The organism is Pelotomaculum isophthalicicum JI, from assembly GCF_029478095.1.
GTDB lineage: Bacteria > Bacillota > Desulfotomaculia > Desulfotomaculales > Pelotomaculaceae > Pelotomaculum_D > Pelotomaculum_D isophthalicicum.
The window spans coordinates 17,861-36,422 of sequence record NZ_JAKOAV010000035.1 but is presented as its reverse complement, the minus strand read 5'-3'; the positions used below and the strand labels follow the sequence as shown (position 1 = coordinate 36,422).

The 18,562-nt window shown below is 41.7% G+C and carries 13 protein-coding genes and 1 pseudogene; 5 read left to right on the top strand and 9 right to left on the bottom strand.

From position 1 onward, the window contains the following. Nucleotides 1–619 precede the first annotated feature (619 nt). Complete coding sequence (locus tag L7E55_RS14830) at nucleotides 620–1,681, top strand: helix-turn-helix domain-containing protein (protein ID WP_277445096.1); 1,062 nt, start codon at nucleotides 620–622, stop codon at nucleotides 1,679–1,681. Nucleotides 1,682–1,701: 20 nt separating this feature from the next. Here L7E55_RS14830 and L7E55_RS14825 read toward each other — a convergent pair whose 3' ends face one another. Further along, nucleotides 1,702–2,313: a tetratricopeptide repeat protein gene (locus tag L7E55_RS14825; protein ID WP_277445095.1), complete on the bottom strand. Its 612-nt coding sequence runs from the start codon at nucleotides 2,311–2,313 to the stop codon at nucleotides 1,702–1,704. Between the two features lie 235 nt (nucleotides 2,314–2,548). Between L7E55_RS14825 and L7E55_RS14820 the strand changes: the two genes are divergently transcribed. Both L7E55_RS14820 and cshA read left to right on the top strand, forming a co-directional pair. Continuing rightward, entirely contained in the window at nucleotides 2,549–2,698 is a 150-nt protein-coding gene (locus L7E55_RS14820; RefSeq protein WP_277445094.1) for a hypothetical protein, read from the top strand. Between the two features lie 250 nt (nucleotides 2,699–2,948). After that, nucleotides 2,949–4,400, top strand: coding sequence for a degradosome RNA helicase CshA (gene cshA, locus L7E55_RS14815; RefSeq protein WP_277445093.1), 1,452 nt, complete (start codon nucleotides 2,949–2,951; stop codon nucleotides 4,398–4,400). Nucleotides 4,401–4,433: 33 nt separating this feature from the next. Here the strand turns inward: cshA and L7E55_RS14810 are convergent. From L7E55_RS14810 to L7E55_RS14775, 8 genes and pseudogenes are all read right to left on the bottom strand, one after another. Then, nucleotides 4,434–5,776, bottom strand: a pseudogene (locus L7E55_RS14810) (ISL3 family transposase). A 94-nt stretch (nucleotides 5,777–5,870) separates the two neighbouring features. Next, nucleotides 5,871–7,358: a fibronectin type III domain-containing protein gene (locus L7E55_RS14805; protein ID WP_277445092.1), complete on the bottom strand. Its 1,488-nt coding sequence runs from the start codon at nucleotides 7,356–7,358 to the stop codon at nucleotides 5,871–5,873. A 22-nt stretch (nucleotides 7,359–7,380) separates the two neighbouring features. Next, nucleotides 7,381–7,980 (bottom strand): hypothetical protein, encoded by a 600-nt coding sequence (locus L7E55_RS14800; protein WP_277445091.1) that lies wholly within the window; start codon nucleotides 7,978–7,980, stop codon nucleotides 7,381–7,383. 20 nt (nucleotides 7,981–8,000) lie between these two features. After that, complete coding sequence (locus tag L7E55_RS14795) at nucleotides 8,001–13,196, bottom strand: RHS repeat-associated core domain-containing protein (protein WP_277445090.1); 5,196 nt, start codon at nucleotides 13,194–13,196, stop codon at nucleotides 8,001–8,003. 264 nt (nucleotides 13,197–13,460) lie between these two features. Continuing rightward, nucleotides 13,461–13,829, bottom strand: a complete 369-nt coding sequence (locus tag L7E55_RS14790; RefSeq protein WP_277445089.1) for a hypothetical protein — start codon at nucleotides 13,827–13,829, stop codon at nucleotides 13,461–13,463. A 745-nt stretch (nucleotides 13,830–14,574) separates the two neighbouring features. Continuing rightward, nucleotides 14,575–14,928, bottom strand: coding sequence for a DUF4405 domain-containing protein (locus L7E55_RS14785; RefSeq protein ID WP_277445088.1), 354 nt, complete (start codon nucleotides 14,926–14,928; stop codon nucleotides 14,575–14,577). A gap of 67 nt (nucleotides 14,929–14,995) precedes the next feature. Beyond that, a complete protein-coding gene (locus L7E55_RS14780; protein WP_277445087.1) occupies nucleotides 14,996–15,763 on the bottom strand; it encodes a tRNA threonylcarbamoyladenosine dehydratase in 768 nt (255 codons plus the stop codon). A gap of 88 nt (nucleotides 15,764–15,851) precedes the next feature. After that, nucleotides 15,852–16,529: a tetratricopeptide repeat protein gene (locus L7E55_RS14775; protein ID WP_277445086.1), complete on the bottom strand. Its 678-nt coding sequence runs from the start codon at nucleotides 16,527–16,529 to the stop codon at nucleotides 15,852–15,854. Between the two features lie 328 nt (nucleotides 16,530–16,857). Here L7E55_RS14775 and L7E55_RS14770 point away from each other — a divergent pair, with 328 nt between their 5' ends. Further along, nucleotides 16,858–17,664 carry an ABC transporter permease gene (locus L7E55_RS14770; RefSeq protein WP_277445097.1) on the top strand — a complete coding sequence of 269 codons (807 nt, stop codon included), beginning with the start codon at nucleotides 16,858–16,860 and terminating at the stop codon, nucleotides 17,662–17,664. A gap of 18 nt (nucleotides 17,665–17,682) precedes the next feature. Next, nucleotides 17,683–18,498, top strand: a complete 816-nt coding sequence (locus L7E55_RS14765) for an ABC transporter ATP-binding protein (RefSeq protein WP_277445085.1) — start codon at nucleotides 17,683–17,685, stop codon at nucleotides 18,496–18,498. Nucleotides 18,499–18,562: the final 64 nt, after the last annotated feature.

Genomic DNA, 18,562 nt, shown 5'->3' with positions numbered 1-18,562 from the left:
ACGGTACCTCCCAGGTTTGTCTGCGAAAAATGCGGAGGAGAAATGCGTCCTAAAGAGCCATGGCAAAACAGCTTAGAAGATATCTTCTAGAAAAGGAAGAACCGCCCGATAGGGCGGCTTTTTTATTATATCAGGTAAAAAAACCTACCCCAACTACCTACCCCATGCGGAAAACATAAAAAATACACCCGATCGGGTGATTTTTTCGTTCGACAAAATATGTTATATTTTACGGAAGATTAATTTAGCAAGAAAGATTATAACAATGACAGTTTCCCAGAAAATTAAGTTAGCGCTAACTGATTCGATCCTAAATGCCCTAGCGCTTGCCCTTATTTTTACCTGGATTCTCTCATATCCTATGCACGGCCCTTTTTTGGAAGAGATATTTGGTCCTAAAGCATACATCCTGGGACACGTTTTCACCTTTTGTCATGGTCTGGGGCTATTTGTTTTTGCCTTTCTTCCTCCAAGCATTTCAAGTGAAAAAAGAATTGTCACCTTCACAGGATCGATAATTTGGGCCCTGACGTGTATATGGACTTTTTTTCCCTCTGTTAACCCGTATATCATCAGTGGTATTCTCGGTCTTATCTCAGCCTATCTGGTGTTAGCCTGGGTGCCGGTTTTTTTAAATGAAGAAAACCCGGTAATAACAATCGGTTTGGCCATGACGGCAGCTAATCTACTGCTGGGGTTGGCTGGTTTTACACATTTTTTATCTTACCCATTTATTAAGATCGTTGCTTCTTTTACCGGACTGGCGCCGCTATTAGGCGCACTCAATATTAGTAATAAACATCTCACAAGTAACTTAACTAATGAAGAACCTGGAAGAATAAATAAAACTGGTATCATTCTCAGCGTCATTGCTTTTTCAGCGGCCGCTTACTTTTCCGGGGGACTTTGGTTCAGGGTGATTATGCCCCTTTTTTACTCACGGTGGCCGGAAGTTATTGGTCTTGATTCTTTTATATATGCGGTCTTCTATTTTGCGCTTGCTTTATACGCCAGAAAATTCTCCTATATATGGCTGGGTCCTGTAGCGTTAAGTTTATTAGGTCTTGGTCTTGCAACTGTTATAATTGGCCTCGACCGTCCCGTGGAAACTATTATCACACTGCTGTTGCTAATTGCCGGGCTTTGCGCTACGGATCTCTATTACTGGCTTACACTGCGCGGATTGACAAAAATGCTGAATTGCCGGAAGGTTTTCGGGCTAGGACTTGGCGTGTCTTTGTTTTTTATAACAGCGCCGGGTATAGCATTAGACGTGCAATTACTGCCCAGTCCCTTGTCAAGTTCCACTACCGCGGTATTTGGCGCTTGTCTTTTATTCATCATTAATCCCCTAATAATCTGGTTCCTCCGGCCTTTACAACAATATGAACAGGATAAGAATGTTTCCCTTAATAATTTTGATGAAAAAAATCGCGGCGGCAATGATGTGAAAGCCGGTGACGATAAATTGGACCGGGAAATTCCGGCTTTTTGGTATGACCTTACAAATACTGAAAAAAAGGTTTATGAACTGATATACAATGGATGTACGGACAGCGAGATTTCTGAAAAGCTAGTTATTTCCCGTCATACTGTTAAATTTCACGTGCGGAATATTTTACGAAAATCCGGGACATCCAATCGTAAGGAATTGCTGCAAATAGTTAAAGCTTCTAAATAAAAAATATTTTACTCCAGTATTCATCTCTCATCTTTAAGTTTGCTGACTACTGCCTCCAGTTTGTTTCTAATGTTAGTTTCACTAGAATTTATGCGCAATGCCATGGATAAATGGCGGTATGCTTCCTCATACCGGCCCTGGCGCATTAAGACCTCGCCGAGGGTCGCGTGGTGATAGTACAGACGCGGGTAAAGGTGCGTGAGCAGTATCAGGATTGTACGAGCCTCATCGTAACAGCCTTTATTTATAAGTGTGACAGCCAGGTTGTATTGCAGTCGGATGTCGTTGGGGCGCAAACGCAAAACTTCCCGGTATAATTTTTCAGCCTCGTCCCATTTCCCCTCGATATTTTTAATGATGGCAAGTGATGCTGTTCTGGTGATTTTTCCTGGGGCAATCTGGTGGACTTTCCAATAATAATTTACAGCTTTTGAATCATCGCATTTTTTAAATGAGCGGTCGGCGAGGTAGAGGTAATATGCCGTTACAATTTCAGTGCCGTAAAACAACACGTACAATATAACAAAAAGGATGCTTATTGCTATCAAACGAGCGTCCTTTCTTACCAGCCAGTTAGCCGTAATAATAATCGTAAAAAGGAGCAAAACAAAGTAAAATTCTTTTTTTCGCAAGCTATCTCCACCACCTTTTAGCTGGGTTCCGATAAGGTTGAGTAGATAAAAGAATTACTCTGCTACTTGAAAAATATGATTCATCGCTGTTCAATATGAGGGGATTGCAATAACGCTGGCGGTATTCGGTAAGAAGTTGCTGGAAAGGCGAAAATGGATAGGCTATTAACCTTAAGCGTATTAAGATGGTAGTGGTTGGAATGCGGCGGAAAGTGAAGCTGAACGGAAGGTTTTATTGAAGGAAGGAGCTTTACTTGCGCTTCCCGGAGTTGTTATATACAGTTTCGATAATATTCCTGTGCGGCAAGTGGAGTATGAAGAAACGGATTATTATCAAATTTATAAGGATTTTATAAATAACAGAAATAGATATCTGGATGATTAGTGACTCAACCCAGAACAAAAAGATTGCACAAGAACCGGAAATAGTGTAAAATAAAGAGCTGTGAAATTCAAGGGGTTATTGCTTTGAATAGCGATAATCCCTTCTTTCTTTATATGAGTTGTTGGAAAAGATGACCCTTGAGCTAGGTAATATTATGCGGAAAGATAAAGAAATAGCATGGGTATACTTATATGTGTATATTGAAAGATATTAGCAGTTAAATTACAGTAGTAAAGGGGAAGATAAAAGATTGGCAACATTTAGTGATTTTGGTTTGACCGGGCCGGTGATGCGGTCTATTAATAATATGGGTTTCGAAGAAGCGACACCCATACAAGAGAAGGCTATTCCTATGGGGTTAAATGGGAAGGACCTGATTGGTCAAGCCCACACCGGGACAGGTAAAACAGCAGCTTTTGGTATCCCTATGATTGAGTTCTTCGATGTTGAACGGGAACCGATCCAGGGGATTGTCATAACCCCTACCCGTGAATTGGCCATACAAGTGGCCGAGGAATTGAACAAAATCGGGCAGGTGAAGGGTATCCGTACGCTGCCGATTTACGGCGGTCAGGATATTACCCGTCAAGTTAGGGCACTTAAGAACAGACCGCATATTATCGTGGGAACGCCTGGCCGTCTCATGGACCACATGCGTCGAAAAACAATCCGCCTTAACCAGGTCAGGACAGTAGTGTTGGATGAAGCTGACGAAATGCTGAATATGGGTTTTATTGAGGATATTGAAACCATCCTTGCGGAAGTTCCCGAGGAGCGCCAGACCTTGCTTTTTTCCGCGACAATGCCCGGTCCGATCCAAGCCTTGGCCCGGCGGTTCATGAGGAGCCCGGAAGTGATCAGGACTGAAGGCAGGCAGGTTACTGTCCCAAACACTGAACAAAGCTATATTGAAGTCGAAGAGAGACAAAAATTCGATGTTTTCTGCCGATTGATGGACATCCAGTCGCCGGACCGTTCCATTGTCTTTGGCCGGACCAAGCGCAGGGTAGACGAGATTTCTGAGGCATTGATTAAACGCGGCTATTCGGCCGAAGCTCTCCACGGAGATCTTGCCCAGTCCAAACGGGATTTTGTGATGCGGCGGTTCAGGGAAGGTACTGTTGAAGTGCTTGTGGCCACAGATGTTGCCGCCAGGGGCTTGGATATCAGCGATGTGACCCATATATATAACTTCGACATCCCCCAGGACCCGGAAGGTTATGTCCACCGTATCGGCCGTACCGGCCGTGCCGGTAAAGCAGGCAAGGCAATTACTTTTGTCACGCCGAGGGAGATTCATCACTTAAAAATTATTGAAAAAATGACCGGAGGGAAAATAACTCGGAAACCCATACCAACAATAAAAGAGGCGATTGAATGGCAACAACGCCAGGCAATTGATAGGCTCCTGCTTGCCGTGGAAAATGGGGATACTGGAAATTACAAGGGGTTGGCAGAGGGTTTGCTGAAAGAAAATGATGCAGTTACTCTTCTTGCAGCAGCGTTAAAGGCGCTCACGAAAGAATCCGACCGGACCCCTGTTATACTGACCGAGGAAAGACCGCTCAGAGTAAGACAAAATAAAAACAAGATTGCAAGTCAAAGAGAGAGAGGATACTTTAGAGGTGGAAGTGGCAAAAAAAGCGCCGATAGGACTGGCGGGTTCAAGGGGAAAAACCGGTTTGGAAACCGTACTTACTAAAAATGGGTATTCGGATTATCGTGTTGATTTACCCTAAAATAAGCCTTCTCCCAAATAACGGATCAATGTTGATATGTCCACACCGTAATTACATTTATGGAGATATATCTTATCCTCATTAATTACTTCTCTTAACAGCATATTGTTTATCAAGAGACTGGGATCCCTCAAGAACGACCTCTTGGGGTATTTCGGCTTTTGCTGCTTATGTAAACCTTCAGTAAAAAGAATGCGTGCTCGAAGAGCTTCAAAAGAGTACCCCCTGCCAATGCGATTTGTTACCTTGATTAGGTTATTAAGCGACTCCGTATAAGCATTAGTAAGACGGCTGGGATGATCAAAATAATCGAATATTTCTTTATGCCAGTTACTTATTGCAGTAACAAGTGGCTGAAAAGCCAATCCCAAGGTGTGAGGAAGCTGTTTTAACCAGTCCTGATATTTTTCATTGGCCATTTTAGAGTTCTCGATTTCCCAAATCTCATAAAATGACTCTTTCAACTCATGTGCCATGCCCAGTTCCGGATAGTTAAGTGTCCAGGATTCAAGCTTCATAAGCTCCATTCCTGTAAGATCCTTGCGCCTTTTTAATAAAATATACCGGTCATGCATCAGTATCCGGCGCTGTTTGGGGTTAAGCTTTCTCTGACGCTCTTTCGAATATATTCCAGGCTTTGGTTGGCCATCCGGACAATATGAAATTTATCAACGATTATTTTTGCATTTGGCAGGACAGCTATTGTAGCAGACCGGTATGGCTCCCACATATCCATACAAACATACTGGATTCTCTCCCGGTCTGGAAGGCTCATAAGGTAGCGAATAAGTGTTTCCTTGTTACGTGATGGTAGTAAGTTGATAACTGTCTGCTCTTTTATATTGGTAATAACACAGCGCGGTTTAATAATATGAATTTCATCTATACCAAGCCACTGTGGAGTTTCAAAGCGTATAGTTTTTTCGAGATGATTAACATAGTCTCGGAAAATGTTCCTAACTGTTTTTTCATTTACACCAACATCTTCAGAAATACTCAAGAATGTACGTTTAAGTGATTGTTCTTCTATATATTTAATAAGGCGTTTTGTTAACTGTCGTTTCTCATCCATATCCGGCAGGACTTCTAAAAACGTTGTATTACAATCGTTGCAGCGATAACGCTGACGTAATACTAAAATGCCAACACGCTTTCCATGCATGGGTAGATCCATAAACATTTGATTTTTTCGCCCAAAACGTGTGAGATTATTCTTAACTACCGAACCACAGTGAGGGCAGTAAAACGGTGGAGATGCTGTCTCCACCGTAATGCAGTAATCAAGATCATTTTCTGTAACGCCTTGTACATTAAAGTTTGAAAGGTTTAAGATGTTCAACGGTTAAATGCCTCCTTAATTAAAAAATCCCGAGGCTTTTAAAAACCCCAGCCTGACGGCCGGGGCTGAGAATAACAGCTTATTTCACATTGTTTTAAGAGGTCGTAAAACCTGATCCGGCCACGGAGAAACCCGCTTCAAGGGTGTAGGTGGTATTCTTGGGCACGACTCGGAAGTAATAAGTGGTACAAGGGCTTAGCTCATATGCACTATTATCCATAGTGTCCCCGGCCACGAATGAGAAAGGAGCGGTACCGGTGATGTCACTTATATTAATTTTCATAAAGCCCGTCCACTGGTTGGTGGAATAGTAGACGTCATACGCTTCGATTGCGCTAGAATTGGTGATGCCGCTGGCGTTCCAGTGCACCGTCAGCGTGGTGCTGGTTGGAGTATCAACCGTGGGCCTTTTGTCCAGCCAGGCGGGGAGGTCGTTGTTAAGTGAGCTGAAACTGATCGTGCCGAGTTGGGCATGAGTAAAGGAATTTCCGCTAATGTCGGTGACAGGCGGTATGTCCAGGGCATAGCTGTGGGTGCCGGTGGAATTATCCCGCCAATAGGTGATAGTATTATCATCATCAATTGAAGAGGCCTCAGGGAAGAAGAAATAGGTGTTCGCGGTGTTAGCAAATGGTTTGTAGTTCTCTGCGCCGGGAACGGCACCCGCGTCGATGACGCTGTCATAGACCACGGTTGTTCCACCCTTTTTATAGTTTGCCACCAGGCTATTGGGATCAGTCAGACTCAATAAGGTGGCAGCGCTGATGGAGCAAACTGGCCGGTCAAAAATGATACCGAAGTCGGACTCATAGGCCACGTTTGAAGGTAACACCGTAGAAGTGATCACTGGCACGGTATTACTGAAGGTTGTATCCCCCGAAATAGGAGTCCTGAAGGTAAAGGTGAAGTCGCTCCTGTTCCGATAGTTGCCCAGGGTCAATAAGTCGTCGTCAGCGACGGTGGCCGCTTTGATTGTTACATCGTAAAGCTCATCGGCACTAAGTGCATCATCAAAGGTCATGGTAACGGTTGTGCCCTTGTTGAGGTTGCTGTCACTAACACCACTGTAGCCGCTTCCCGTATTTCTGGAGTAACTGAACGCCGGGTTAGAGCTGTCATATTGCCTTGTAACTACAAACTGGCTCCCATATGCATCAAATTCATTGGTGGTAGCTGATTGTTTGCTGAAGAAGATCTTTAAGGTTTTGGTGCTTTGCGTGTAACTGTAACCATTGCAGTTAAACGGCTTGACGACTTCTAAGAATGATGTAGTCACCATTACGCTGGGGCCGTTGGTGCTGAAATTACCAGCCATATCACCTGCCTCAACTTTGAAGGTATAGCTTGTGTTTGGTGTCAAATCGGTTACGTTATAACTGGTACCATTTACAGTACCCAACAGTGTGCCGTCCCGGTATACTGTGTAGCTGGCTACTCCCACGTTATCAGTGGCAGCAGTCCAGCTAAGTATTACTCCGGTCGGGTAAAGATTAGAAATTGTAATATTCGGATCCGCTATCTCCCTTTTACAGAATCCTAAGATATAAATACTCTCAATAGTTAGATCACAAGATTTTGCCATAACACTAATTCTACTTTTTTAATTAATCCTTCATATGTTCGGAAATCATTTTCTTAGCATAATCTAATCTCTTAATTTGAACTAAACTTAAATATTTTTCAAATCGATAGTATATTTCTACTACCTTTTTGTAGTCTTTACTATCCCATGCGCTATTGGCTTTTTTTTCCGCTACTTTAAGTTCTTGTAAAATCAATTTGTTTTGTTGTCTTTGTATTCTCTCCTCTAATATTGCTTTGAAGTAATCAATAGAACCATTAAGAGCATCATTTGCATATATCCTTACCAAATCTGAAAGCTTTTTAATAACCACATAAATATCATTTTTATTACTAGCCTGGTAGAATGTCCGTTCATTTGTTATACCTGACATTTCTAAAATATCACTTAAATTTGCTTTCAATTGATTATTATAATTCTCAGGTAATATACCAATTACAATGTAAATTTCATAAGAAATTCTCTCGTGATAGATGTTTAAAAAAACTTTACCAGAACTGAATTTCACAATATACAAATCGGAATAATTACACCTAAACCCATACTGGTCTTCAAGAAAAGCAAAATACTTTTTAACCGCATCCTGGAAACCAAGCATTATCCTATTTTTACTATTACCCATATTATCGCCACTCTTTCTTACTATGGTGCATACCAGTAGCCGTTATTATAGAACCATCCTTTAGATTCAAGTAGATTTCTTTCTGCTCCCAAGAAACCTGCGTTCTTCATGGGATAAGGCGATACATCCTTAATAGGGTTTCCTACTTTCATTATACTTCTAAGGATACCAGAATTCTGCGCCCAATTTGCTTTTGGACTTCCCATGTCTGGTAAATAATCAGCAACCTTAAATTCGGCACTACCTATTGCACCAGGTGCATTCAAATCACTCATTTTCCCAATAACAGCAGTTTGACCTTCTTGTACAAGACGGGCAGGAGTAGTTAAAGCTCTACCTGCAGCCTTCCCAGCTAGTGAACCAACCCCCCGTCTTTCCAACGTACCTAAACCACCGGTAAAAACCATCTCCTGTGCAAATTGCAATATTTCTTCATCAGTAGGACCAATTACATCAACAGAACCATCAAGATTATATTCACGCAAAAGTTGGGCATCATCAACCATTATATGGTCATCTTCAACAATATAATCGTCAATATAATATTGATAAGTATATCGTCGGCCATCTCGCTCTAAATATGTTACAGCTGATCTGCTTTCAGCATCCCACTCTACCTCTCCTTCATGATTTGTAATCCACTCTCTTAGCCCTACTAGATAACAACCACTCGGATCAACATAAATCACCGGAGTATTTCTTACATAGGTATAAAGATTCAAACTCAGAGGATTGGTAATGCTCCCTTCAACTGAATCCTGAGATATAAATCTTCCAACACTTGGATCGTAATATCTTGCCCTCAGGTAGTACAGCCCACTCTCGTCGTCGTAATACTCTCCTGCATACTTAAGCGGCTGCGGCAACTGTTCCTGCTTGGAAGTTATATTTCCCCACTCGTCATAAGTGTAGCTGTCGACTACATTCCCGTTTTGGTCTATAACCTGGGTTACGTCTCCGTGACCGTTGTACAAGTAGTAGCAATAGTTACCGCTTACTTTACGTGCCAGTGCCTTGTCTCCCCAGATTGTCTCTGCTGTGAAGGCACCGCTTTCATTTGACTCAGCGATAACTCTGCCTGCGTTATCATAATGGTATCTCGTAGTACCAGAAAGGGTAACCTTTTTACACCTCAATCCTTCAGGATCATAGTAGTAGTTATACGCAGTTCCGCTGGAGGTAAATGTGGCCAACTGATCCCAATTGTTATAGCTTAATATTCTGGGAATAACCGTATTCGACATATTATTGCTTGATGATATCCTGTTACCCCTGGTGTCATACTGATAACTGATGGTTGTACCGTCCGGTCTTTGTACCCCGGTAAGCCGGTTTAAGGCATCGTAAGTGTAATTTGTAGTCTGGCCGTTTTCAGTTGCCGAGGTAATATTGCCGTTGCTGTCGTAACCGTAGCTATATTGTGTGACAACTTGTCCACCAACCAAGTTTTTCATGGTCTTTAGCCGATTGATGTTGTCGTAAGTATATTCGGTGCGGATGATTGACCCGTTGGCCAACTGGGGATAGTTGACCGCCTTGACCATCCCGTCGCCGTAGTATTCGTAGGTGAAGGATTTTCCAGTATTTAAATCGTAAACACTTGTTAACCTGTTCAAATTATCATAACTGTAATACGTACCAAAACCAGAAGGATAGAAATCATTTCGTTTGTTCCCAAAATCATCATAAATGAAGCCAACGACATAACCGCTAATTGTTCTATGTTTGACAAGTCCGGTGCCGTAATAATAATCATAGGTTAACGCCTCACCGTTTCCGGTAGTGTCGTTTACGGGCTGGTATTTCTCCACACCTCCCAGGGGGCTGTAGTAGTAATTTATACGGTCATGGTTAGCCCTTCTCTCGGCGAGTTTATTGTCTTGATAATATTGCATGGTCGTACTTTTACCGGAGGCGTCTATTACCTCTTTTGGCAAACCGTTGGCGTTATATTTGCAGGTGGTGGGCTGCCCCGCCGGGGGCTGTTTGGACACCAATGCGCCTCTTTCGCTATACTGTTTCACTGTGGAAAAGGTGCTTGTACCCTGATATTGTTTAATCCAGGTAAGATCCCCCAGTCGGTCATAATCATAGTCAGTAGTCTCACCTAGGGCGTTGGTAACCTTGTTTAGTCTGTTCAAAGCGTCATAACCATATAATGTGATATTGTTATTGGCGTCTGTTTGTCTGGTTAGGTTGCCTTCAGAGTCATACTCGTACTTTTCTTCAACCACAGTGGGCCCGCTCGGCCCGTCGGGAAAGCCTTTTCTAGATATTGTCCGGCCCCACTGGTCGCTTGTTTCAATGTAATGGTTTTCGGCTACGCCAGTGTCTACAGGAACAAATGTGGTGGTCTTGGTACGGTTGATTATATCGTAATCAAAGTTATAATAATTCCCCTGTGGGTCGGTAACTTTCTGCAACCGGCCCCATTCGTCGCTCAAATAGTTTGTCACATTGCCAATAACTCTTAGTGAGCTTAACTGTCCGTAATCGTTATATCCATATACCGTGGGGATCCAATAAGTGGATTCGTAATCATAATACTTAGATAAAAGCATTTTACCGTGATCATCATAATAGTTATAGGTATCTGAGAATGTGGAGCCATTATTAGTCTTATAGCTTCTAACTCTAAGGAGCCTCTGTCCTCCAAAGAAAGTTTCCTCTACATACCTGGCATAGTCAAAGTTATCCTCCACCACATAATTTCCGCTTTGACCTGTTGATGCCGGGTGGGTTATTTTTTTGATCCTTCCTTGTGTATCGTAGCTGTAACTGGATACATTGCCAAGAGCATCTGTTTCACTGGCCACGTTGCCCCAGATAAATTCATAACTTTTTTGGGTTGTGCTGGTTTTCTGGACTCCTTCCTCTGTGTAGTAATTTGTGACGGTTGTGGGAAAGGCAAAATAAGCACCGGAATAGTTATAATCGGTTGCGCTGTTCCGACCGTCACTGTAACGGACGTTTACTCTGGTGAAATTACCCGGATGGTTTGTGTCCCCATACTGGTAATCGGTGGTCTCACCCTTGGTGTCGGTTGTGGAAATAATGCGCCCCAGAGTGTCATAGTTAATCGACTCGGTCAACATTAACCCGGGCTTCAGGTAATAACTTTTTGACGTCAGAAACTTATAGGTCGGATCATAAGTATAGCTGGTGGTATGTTGGCTTTTAACGGTAGCGTCGCTCCACTGCTCCGATGTCAGCAGAGTTGTTTCTGAAGCCATACCGCCCCAGTCGTTATATGTGTATCCCTGGTATAGTATATTGACGTTGTTATTGGCGTTATATTGCTCTATTCTAATCTTGGTGACGTTATCCAGAAAATTAGGATCGTATTCATCACAGTAGGTGAACTCTTTATCCCCGCTGGAGTTGTTGTATTTCTCCTCTTTATACTTCAATTGGCCTTTATATGTCTCATTACCTTTGTATGTCTCTTTAATAGTCAAGCCATTGTCCTGCTGCATGGTGCTGGTAAAATAGTAATTTGGATTTTTGAACAGGTTATTAGGATACCCTGTTTCATTATCGTATACAGTTCCGTTATAGTTTCCGCTATATGAATAGGAACGGTGATAATAATTACCTTGGTAACCAATATAATAATAATCACTATCGTAGTAATTTTTTTCAAATCTGTTGGAAATTCTATGGGTTTCGTAAAACCCATAATCCCCCAACCATTTTGTTGTCATTTGATAATCATATCTTGTTTCAGAACCCCTCAGTTCCATACAGTATAATAAAGATCGATACATACTGCCGGAATTATCGTTTTTATATGAATCATGATAATCAAAATATTCGAGTGGAGTTGTATATCCATACAAATTGTACAATTCTCCATTATAATATGATATAAGTATCGGGTATCTCCTCTGTTCGTTCCATCCTACTAGATATCCATATTGGTCATATGAAACCCAATGATACGCGGTTTCTCCACGGCTCTTGTCATAGGTTAAGGTATAGTTATTTGTCGCCGAGGGATCAGCAACATTAACGGTAATTGTTCCCGCACTGTAAGTGTTATCGTCTTGATAAAGCGTATCGTTATATGTGAAAGTCACTTTTCGCCCGATGCTGTCGGTAATTTCGGAAATCAACGGCCAAGCCCGGTCAAATCTTACTTTATCCAACCATGATGTGCCGCTTACAGTGCCGTTTGGTAAATTAAAAGTACAGAATTCTATTTGAACATATCTTGCGTCTGAATTGGTTTCAATTGTTTGCGTAGCTAATTGCTCCCATATATTTTGGTTACTGGGGCTAGTAGCACCATATTGAATAAGGTCATAATTCCAATCATATACACGATACGCAAGCTGAGCCCAACCCCTTGTAAATTGATTATTCATATACCCGCTTAGATAGTATTTGGTATTTGGTAATACTGGTATGTAGCTTGAAAATGCACTTTTTTCTCCGCTACCTTGGTACTTCAATGAAGTGTTATCATCTTTGCCAAATGTCTGATCATAGTAAAATGGCGACTGAAGATAAGATCTCCCTTCGGTTGACCAAACACCCAAATACTCCGGATATTCAAAGTCATTGTTAGGGGCGTAGTTGGCTACAGGCTTTTCTGTATGTTTGAATGTAATTTGGTTTCCAAAGCGGTCTACAACGCCCAGTAGACGGCCGTCTGCGGCAAAATACCTTTTAGTCTGGTCGGCCGTGGTAAAAGAATACTGGGATGTAACCTGTCCGTTGGAAAAGCCGGTATCGTTATCAAACTTTGCGTCTTTAGCGTAATAGTTCTCCAGGTTGCTGTACGTTCCGGCGGAAAAATTAACGTGGTATATGCTCCCATCACCGGTATGATAGTAAAGTTCTTTTCTCCAACCCTGCTGTTCCACCTGGACGGACGGAAACCCGAAAGCCCAGCCCAAACCGAGGTCGTACCTGTTCTGATAATATGTTGAATAATCATTGTATCCGGTGCCGTCTCCTGCTAATCGTCTATCCCCCCATAATGCTTGATTACTCTGGTAAATCCTGCTGATATTTAAGTCCAGGCCGTTTCTGCCCGGGAGTTTAATGTCTGTTTGTTTGATCGTTAGGTCACCGGTCTGGGGTGATACTATTTCATCTGTATCAGACCAGGCGGAATATTGTTCATTGTTAACCCCGTTCGTGGCGGATGGACCTACTAATGTGTTATACCACGATTGGTCTGTGCTGGACTGCATTGCCATTGTATACATCGTCTGATCCGCTGTATTGTTTAATGTACTGGGTACGGATTTTTCTTGATTTCCGTATACCATTTCTATAACTGATTTATCCTTTTTTTGATTAATTATTTCACTAGCGGACTTATTTTGAAGTTGGTATACCTCACCTGACACTGACTGTTCTGTATTATATACTTCATTTGATACTGTTCGCCCTTGAGCTAATAATTTGTTCAAAAGGTCTTGTCTGTTATTTTGAATGAGACTGTTATATAATTCTGCTGATATTGGCTTTCATTTAGATGTTTTATCTAAAATATCCAGTTTGTTTTTTTCTTTGAGGGTGTTATAGAATGCGGAGTGGCCGTATTTGAAACTTTCAACTGATTCATGTGAATAAGAGTCAAGTACTATGTGTTCATCGTTTATCGGGGGTTGTTGTTCAATATTTGTCATGTCTTCGTAAACTTTTTTGGATACCGACCGGTCTTTATCAGTTTGAGGCAATGAGTTCTCTGAGCCATCCTTATTTTCTATGCCTGTAAGGGCGGTAGGGATAGTAGTATCTTGTCCCGCAGATATATATTTGCTTTGGGCAAAGGCCGGAAGAGGTATGTTTACTAGGAGAGATAATATTAACAAATAAATTAAGATTTTTTTCAAACTGATAATCCCCTTTCTCGTAGTGGGCGGTTAACCGGCAAATCGTTTTATCAATGTATTAAAACGATTTTGTTTCGCACCGGCTTGTTATTTTTGTTTTATTAATGACAAATCTCCTAAACATTCAAGATTATTTTCTATATTCCTGCATATTCCATGGCAATAATTACCGACAAATCTCTACACATTTTGACATTTTTTCTTATCTATTAATAAAATTTTATAGTCGGGAAAGCAACTTTCATAAAAAGCAAAATCTTAATTACTTAGCAGATAAAAAATGACATAATGTATTTTCTAATTCGGTAAACTGTACGTTAAAAGAATTTTTAAAATAAAAATAGCCATATTCCTGTGCGCAAGGAAAATGGCTGTTTTATTATCTCAATAAATATATTTACTGCCGATCGATCTAGTGATCAGACATCCACTATTTTAGTTAAGATAACTGAGATTTTGCTGTTACCGAGCCTAGTGAGGGTTAAACAAAAAATTTGAAATATAATTACCAGTAATCTATTGTAAAATCAACACGATAATCCGATTTATCCGCTGGTTTCAAAATTTAGGTATCAACACGATAATCCGAATACCCCTAAAAATTTAAATGATAACCGAAGGTCAAATTATCCGCATATCCCACGAAATATTTTCCTTCAAATGGTTTGGCCAGGGGATTGGGGATATATATTATGTCTGGAACGAATTGGTGATAGGCAGCATTAACTAAGGAGTCCAATCGGAATCAAAGACGCACCTTGCTTTTTTTTATTCCAATGTGCGAAATGAGAGTTTTGTAATTCAATTTTAAATGAACCAGTGCCGCGATAATAAACGTATATCCCGCCAATTCATGCAGCCTTTTAGGATAAAAACCATCTTCGGATTTCGTGGGTAAAGTGCCGGTAGAAATATTGCTTTTCCCAGACTCATTTATAACCGGAGAATTCCCAACTCCTTCTGTTCCAAACGGTCCATGTGGCCCACGCGGCCCATGCGGTTCCGATGTTACATGCATCATATGCATTTGAATACCTGTAACAGACAAAATAATAAACGCCAGCGTAAGAATTATTGATGTATATTTTCTTGCCCGCATTGAAACAACTACTCCTTTTTTTCGATTCGAATCCAAAAATCAAGAACGAATTCAAGAACGAATTATATTAAATGTTCTTCAAAGGATTAATCAAGTCCTTTACGACCTCGCCCGCCATCAGCAGACCTGCCACTGAGGGTACAAATGATATGCTGCCCGGAATCTGGTGACGAACTGTACATTTTCTGGTTGTGCCCTTGGGGCAAATACAATTGAACCGGCAGCTGGACTCGTCAGTTTCTATGGGGCTGATCGGCTCCTCTTTCGAATAAACGACCTTAAGAGCGTTTATCCCCCTTTTTCTCAGTTCTTTGCGCATTACCTTGGCCAGGGGGCATACAGAAGTTTCATATATATCAGCAATTTCAAATCTAGTCGGGTCAAGTTTGTTGCCGGCCCCCATGCAGCTTATTATCGGAATGTTCTGCTGTTTGGCGTTCAGGATTAAGTCGATCTTGGCAGTTACCGTATCGATTGAATCGACGATGTAGTCGTACTCCGGTTTGACTAGCTCCCGGGCATGTTCCGGCATATAGAATGTTTGACGGGTGACTACATCAGCCTTCGGATTAATATCTAGAATTCTATCCCGCATAACCTCAACCTTGGGCTTGCCTACCGTCTTCCTGGTAGCGTGAAGTTGTCTGTTGAGATTGGTGAGGCATATGCAGTCGTCATCCACCAGCATAAACTTACCGACACCGGCTCGCACGAGCCCTTCGACCGCATAAGTTCCCACACCGCCTATGCCAAAAACGGCGACCATACTCTGCGCCAACTTCTCTACTGCCTTTTTCCCAATTAGTAATTCAGTTCTTGAAAATTCGTTTAGCATTTAACCTCACAACTTGCTATCTTTTTTTGATTATACCATAATATACCCTTGACGCTAGCCTGTTGCACACTGGTCTGAATAGCTTCAGTTACTGCATAGACAACAGGGCGATTTTTGACAGAACCGCCCATCTTCTGTAAAAGCGCCGCAATGCTCCCCGGCACGCGTCATAGATTTCTATAGTTTCCCTGAATAGTAGCCTTGCTCTTTCTCTATCACCGTTGCTTAGAAACAATTTACCGGCCTGATAAAATGTTTTGGGTGAGCCGTACAGCAAAAGCTGATGAAAAAAATGATCAATTATTGCGTCTGATTGCTTTTCTTCCAGGCAGATTCTAATGATGAATAAATAGGGCTCCCCAAAGCTGACCTTGGGATTTGCCTCAATCGCTTTTTCAAGCTCTTTTTTTCCCTCTTCAATCTTTCCAAGGTTGTAATATGACGCGCCGAGGTAGAAATGAAAAAGAGGGTGTCCAGCCATCTTATCGGACGCGTTTTCCAGAAAAGATAAAGCTTGCTCGTATTTTCCCCGCCGGAAATAAATCTCTCCTAATTCCAGACAGGCTTCGGCGTTAGCCGGGTTTAACCTGATCTCTTTCTTTAAGCGCTTGGCCTTGTTTTTCCGCCGCCAAATTGCGGAAAAATCCGGCAGGATCCCGACAAAACGTTGCTCAGCAAAAAAAATAATCAGCAATAGGATGACCAGGGATAGAAGGGGATTGCCGGTCAAAAGGGACAATATCATGTATATGCCGAATAGTTTCATTCGCATCACCCCTTTGAACATAATAAATATAAATAACCTGCTCAGTCAAGAAATTAGTCAAAATGATAATTGCGTTATAGTTTAAAGCGCTATATATGACAGGGGATATATATTTTACCTGGTAAAGTGAAGATTATTAGAATTCACTTATTTTAAATGTAGTTCATAAAATAAAAAACCGGAGGAAGTAGTTTTTTAGACAGGTCTATTTTAATACCTTTTAGCTTTTGGGGGACAAATTACTTTTTTGCCAATAGCATGTTCTGTATAAAGAGGTAAATGAGTTATTATTCGACAGGCCGCAAAAAAGGAAAACAGAACAATTTTGATGATCAGGCCCAGGAAAGGCCGGCAGTTAATAGACCTAAAAGAATTGGGCAGCTATAAGGAATTATTATATTTCCTGGTCGCCAAAGAAATAAAAGTACGTTATAGGCAAACCGTTCTTGGCGGACTATGGACAGTTATTCAGCCATTTTTTTTAATGATCATTTTTACTGTTTTTATGGGTAAGTTGGCTAAACTCCCATCTGATGGTATTCCCTATCCTGTTTTTTACTTTTCCGCAATGATTGCCTGGCAATATTTTGCCAGCACTGTAACACGTTCCGGCAATAGCTTGATTGGAAATATGAAATTAATATCCAGGGTTTATTTTCCGCGCCTGCTCATACCGCTGGCTCCTGCGCTGGCAGGTTTACTGGACTTTTCCATTGCCTTCGTGGTGTTAATCGGTATTATGCTTTATTTCCATATTTACCCCACTGTTTTGACACTACTTTTTCCATTATTAGTTATTATAATGTTCTTTGCCGCAAGCGGCGCCGGAATGTTCCTTTCGGCTTTGAGCGCAAAATACCGGGATATTCCGGTGACCATTCCATTTTTGTTGCAGTTGTGGATGTTTGCGTCACCAATTGTTTACCCGGCATCTATGGTGCCGGTAAAATACCAGCTTCTTTACGCGTTAAATCCGGTGGCTGGAGTAATTGAGGGATTTCGGGCCGCTCTGTTAGGGACTATCCCTTTTCCTTGGCACATTATTCTGGTTTCTGTTTTAACCAGCATAATTCTTTTTGGGTCAGGTTTATTCTATTTTCAACAAGTGGAACGTTTTTTTGCTGATATCATCTAAGGTTTAAGGGGAATTGTAATGGCTAATCCCATTATTAAGGTACACGAGGTGTCTAAATGCTACCGTATCGGGATTACCAATAGTAGACCCAGAACACTCCGTGAAGCCATTATGTATGGAATTAGCACTCCAGTCAGAAATCTATTCAGTCTGCGAAAGCTGACAAAATTCAACAGTGAAGAATTATTAAGCGGTGGAGAAGATATAATCTGGTCCTTGAGAGATGTATCCTTTGAGGTTAATGAAGGTGACGTGCTGGGTATTGTCGGCAGCAACGGGGCTGGTAAAAGCACTCTATTTAAAATACTGTCAAGGGTTACTGAGCCTACCGGCGGCTATGTCGAAATCAGCGGCAAGCTTTCCTGCCTGTTGGAGGCCGGCACAGGATTTCATCCGGAGCTTACGGGAAGAGAAAATATTTATCTCAGCGGCGCTGTATTAGGCATGACCAAGCGAGAAATAAAAGCTAAATTTGATGAGATTGTCAGTTTCGCTGAAATTGAGAAGCTCCTGGATACTCCGGTTAAGAGATTTTCCAGCGGAATGCATATCAGGCTTGCCTTTGCCGTGGCCATACATCTTGAGCCGGATATATTACTCATTGATGAGGTACTGGCTGTTGGGGATATAGCGTTTCAGAAAAAATGTCTCGAGAAAATAAAATCCTTCGCCAGGGAGGGACGGACAATTTTATTTATTAGCCACAACATTGAATTAGTCAAATATTTATGCAAAAGCGCTCTTTGGCTAAATAACGGCCGGTTAGCAAGAGCCGGTGCTGTGAACGAAGTGATTAAAGATTATGAAAGGAATTCACTGGCGATCAGTCATTGATAACGACTGCAAGGGGGACAAGCAACCGGGAGAAACCAGTTTTACATAGTATCTTGCTGGTATA

Bases quoted from the DNA above. Each gene is read 5' to 3' on its own strand.
- L7E55_RS14805 (WP_277445092.1), bottom strand. From the start codon at position 7,358: ATGGCAAAATCTTGTGATCTAACTATTGAGAGTATTTATATCTTAGGA.
- L7E55_RS14800 (WP_277445091.1), bottom strand. From the start codon at position 7,980: ATGGGTAATAGTAAAAATAGGATAATGCTTGGTTTCCAGGATGCGGTT.
- L7E55_RS14795 (WP_277445090.1), bottom strand. From the start codon at position 13,196: ATGTATACAATGGCAATGCAGTCCAGCACAGACCAATCGTGGTATAAC.
- L7E55_RS14785 (WP_277445088.1), bottom strand. From the start codon at position 14,928: ATGCGGGCAAGAAAATATACATCAATAATTCTTACGCTGGCGTTTATT.
- L7E55_RS14780 (WP_277445087.1), bottom strand. From the start codon at position 15,763: ATGCTAAACGAATTTTCAAGAACTGAATTACTAATTGGGAAAAAGGCA.
- L7E55_RS14775 (WP_277445086.1), bottom strand. From the start codon at position 16,529: ATGAAACTATTCGGCATATACATGATATTGTCCCTTTTGACCGGCAAT.
- L7E55_RS14770 (WP_277445097.1), top strand. From the start codon at position 16,858: ATGATCAGGCCCAGGAAAGGCCGGCAGTTAATAGACCTAAAAGAATTG.
- L7E55_RS14765 (WP_277445085.1), top strand. From the start codon at position 17,683: ATGGCTAATCCCATTATTAAGGTACACGAGGTGTCTAAATGCTACCGT.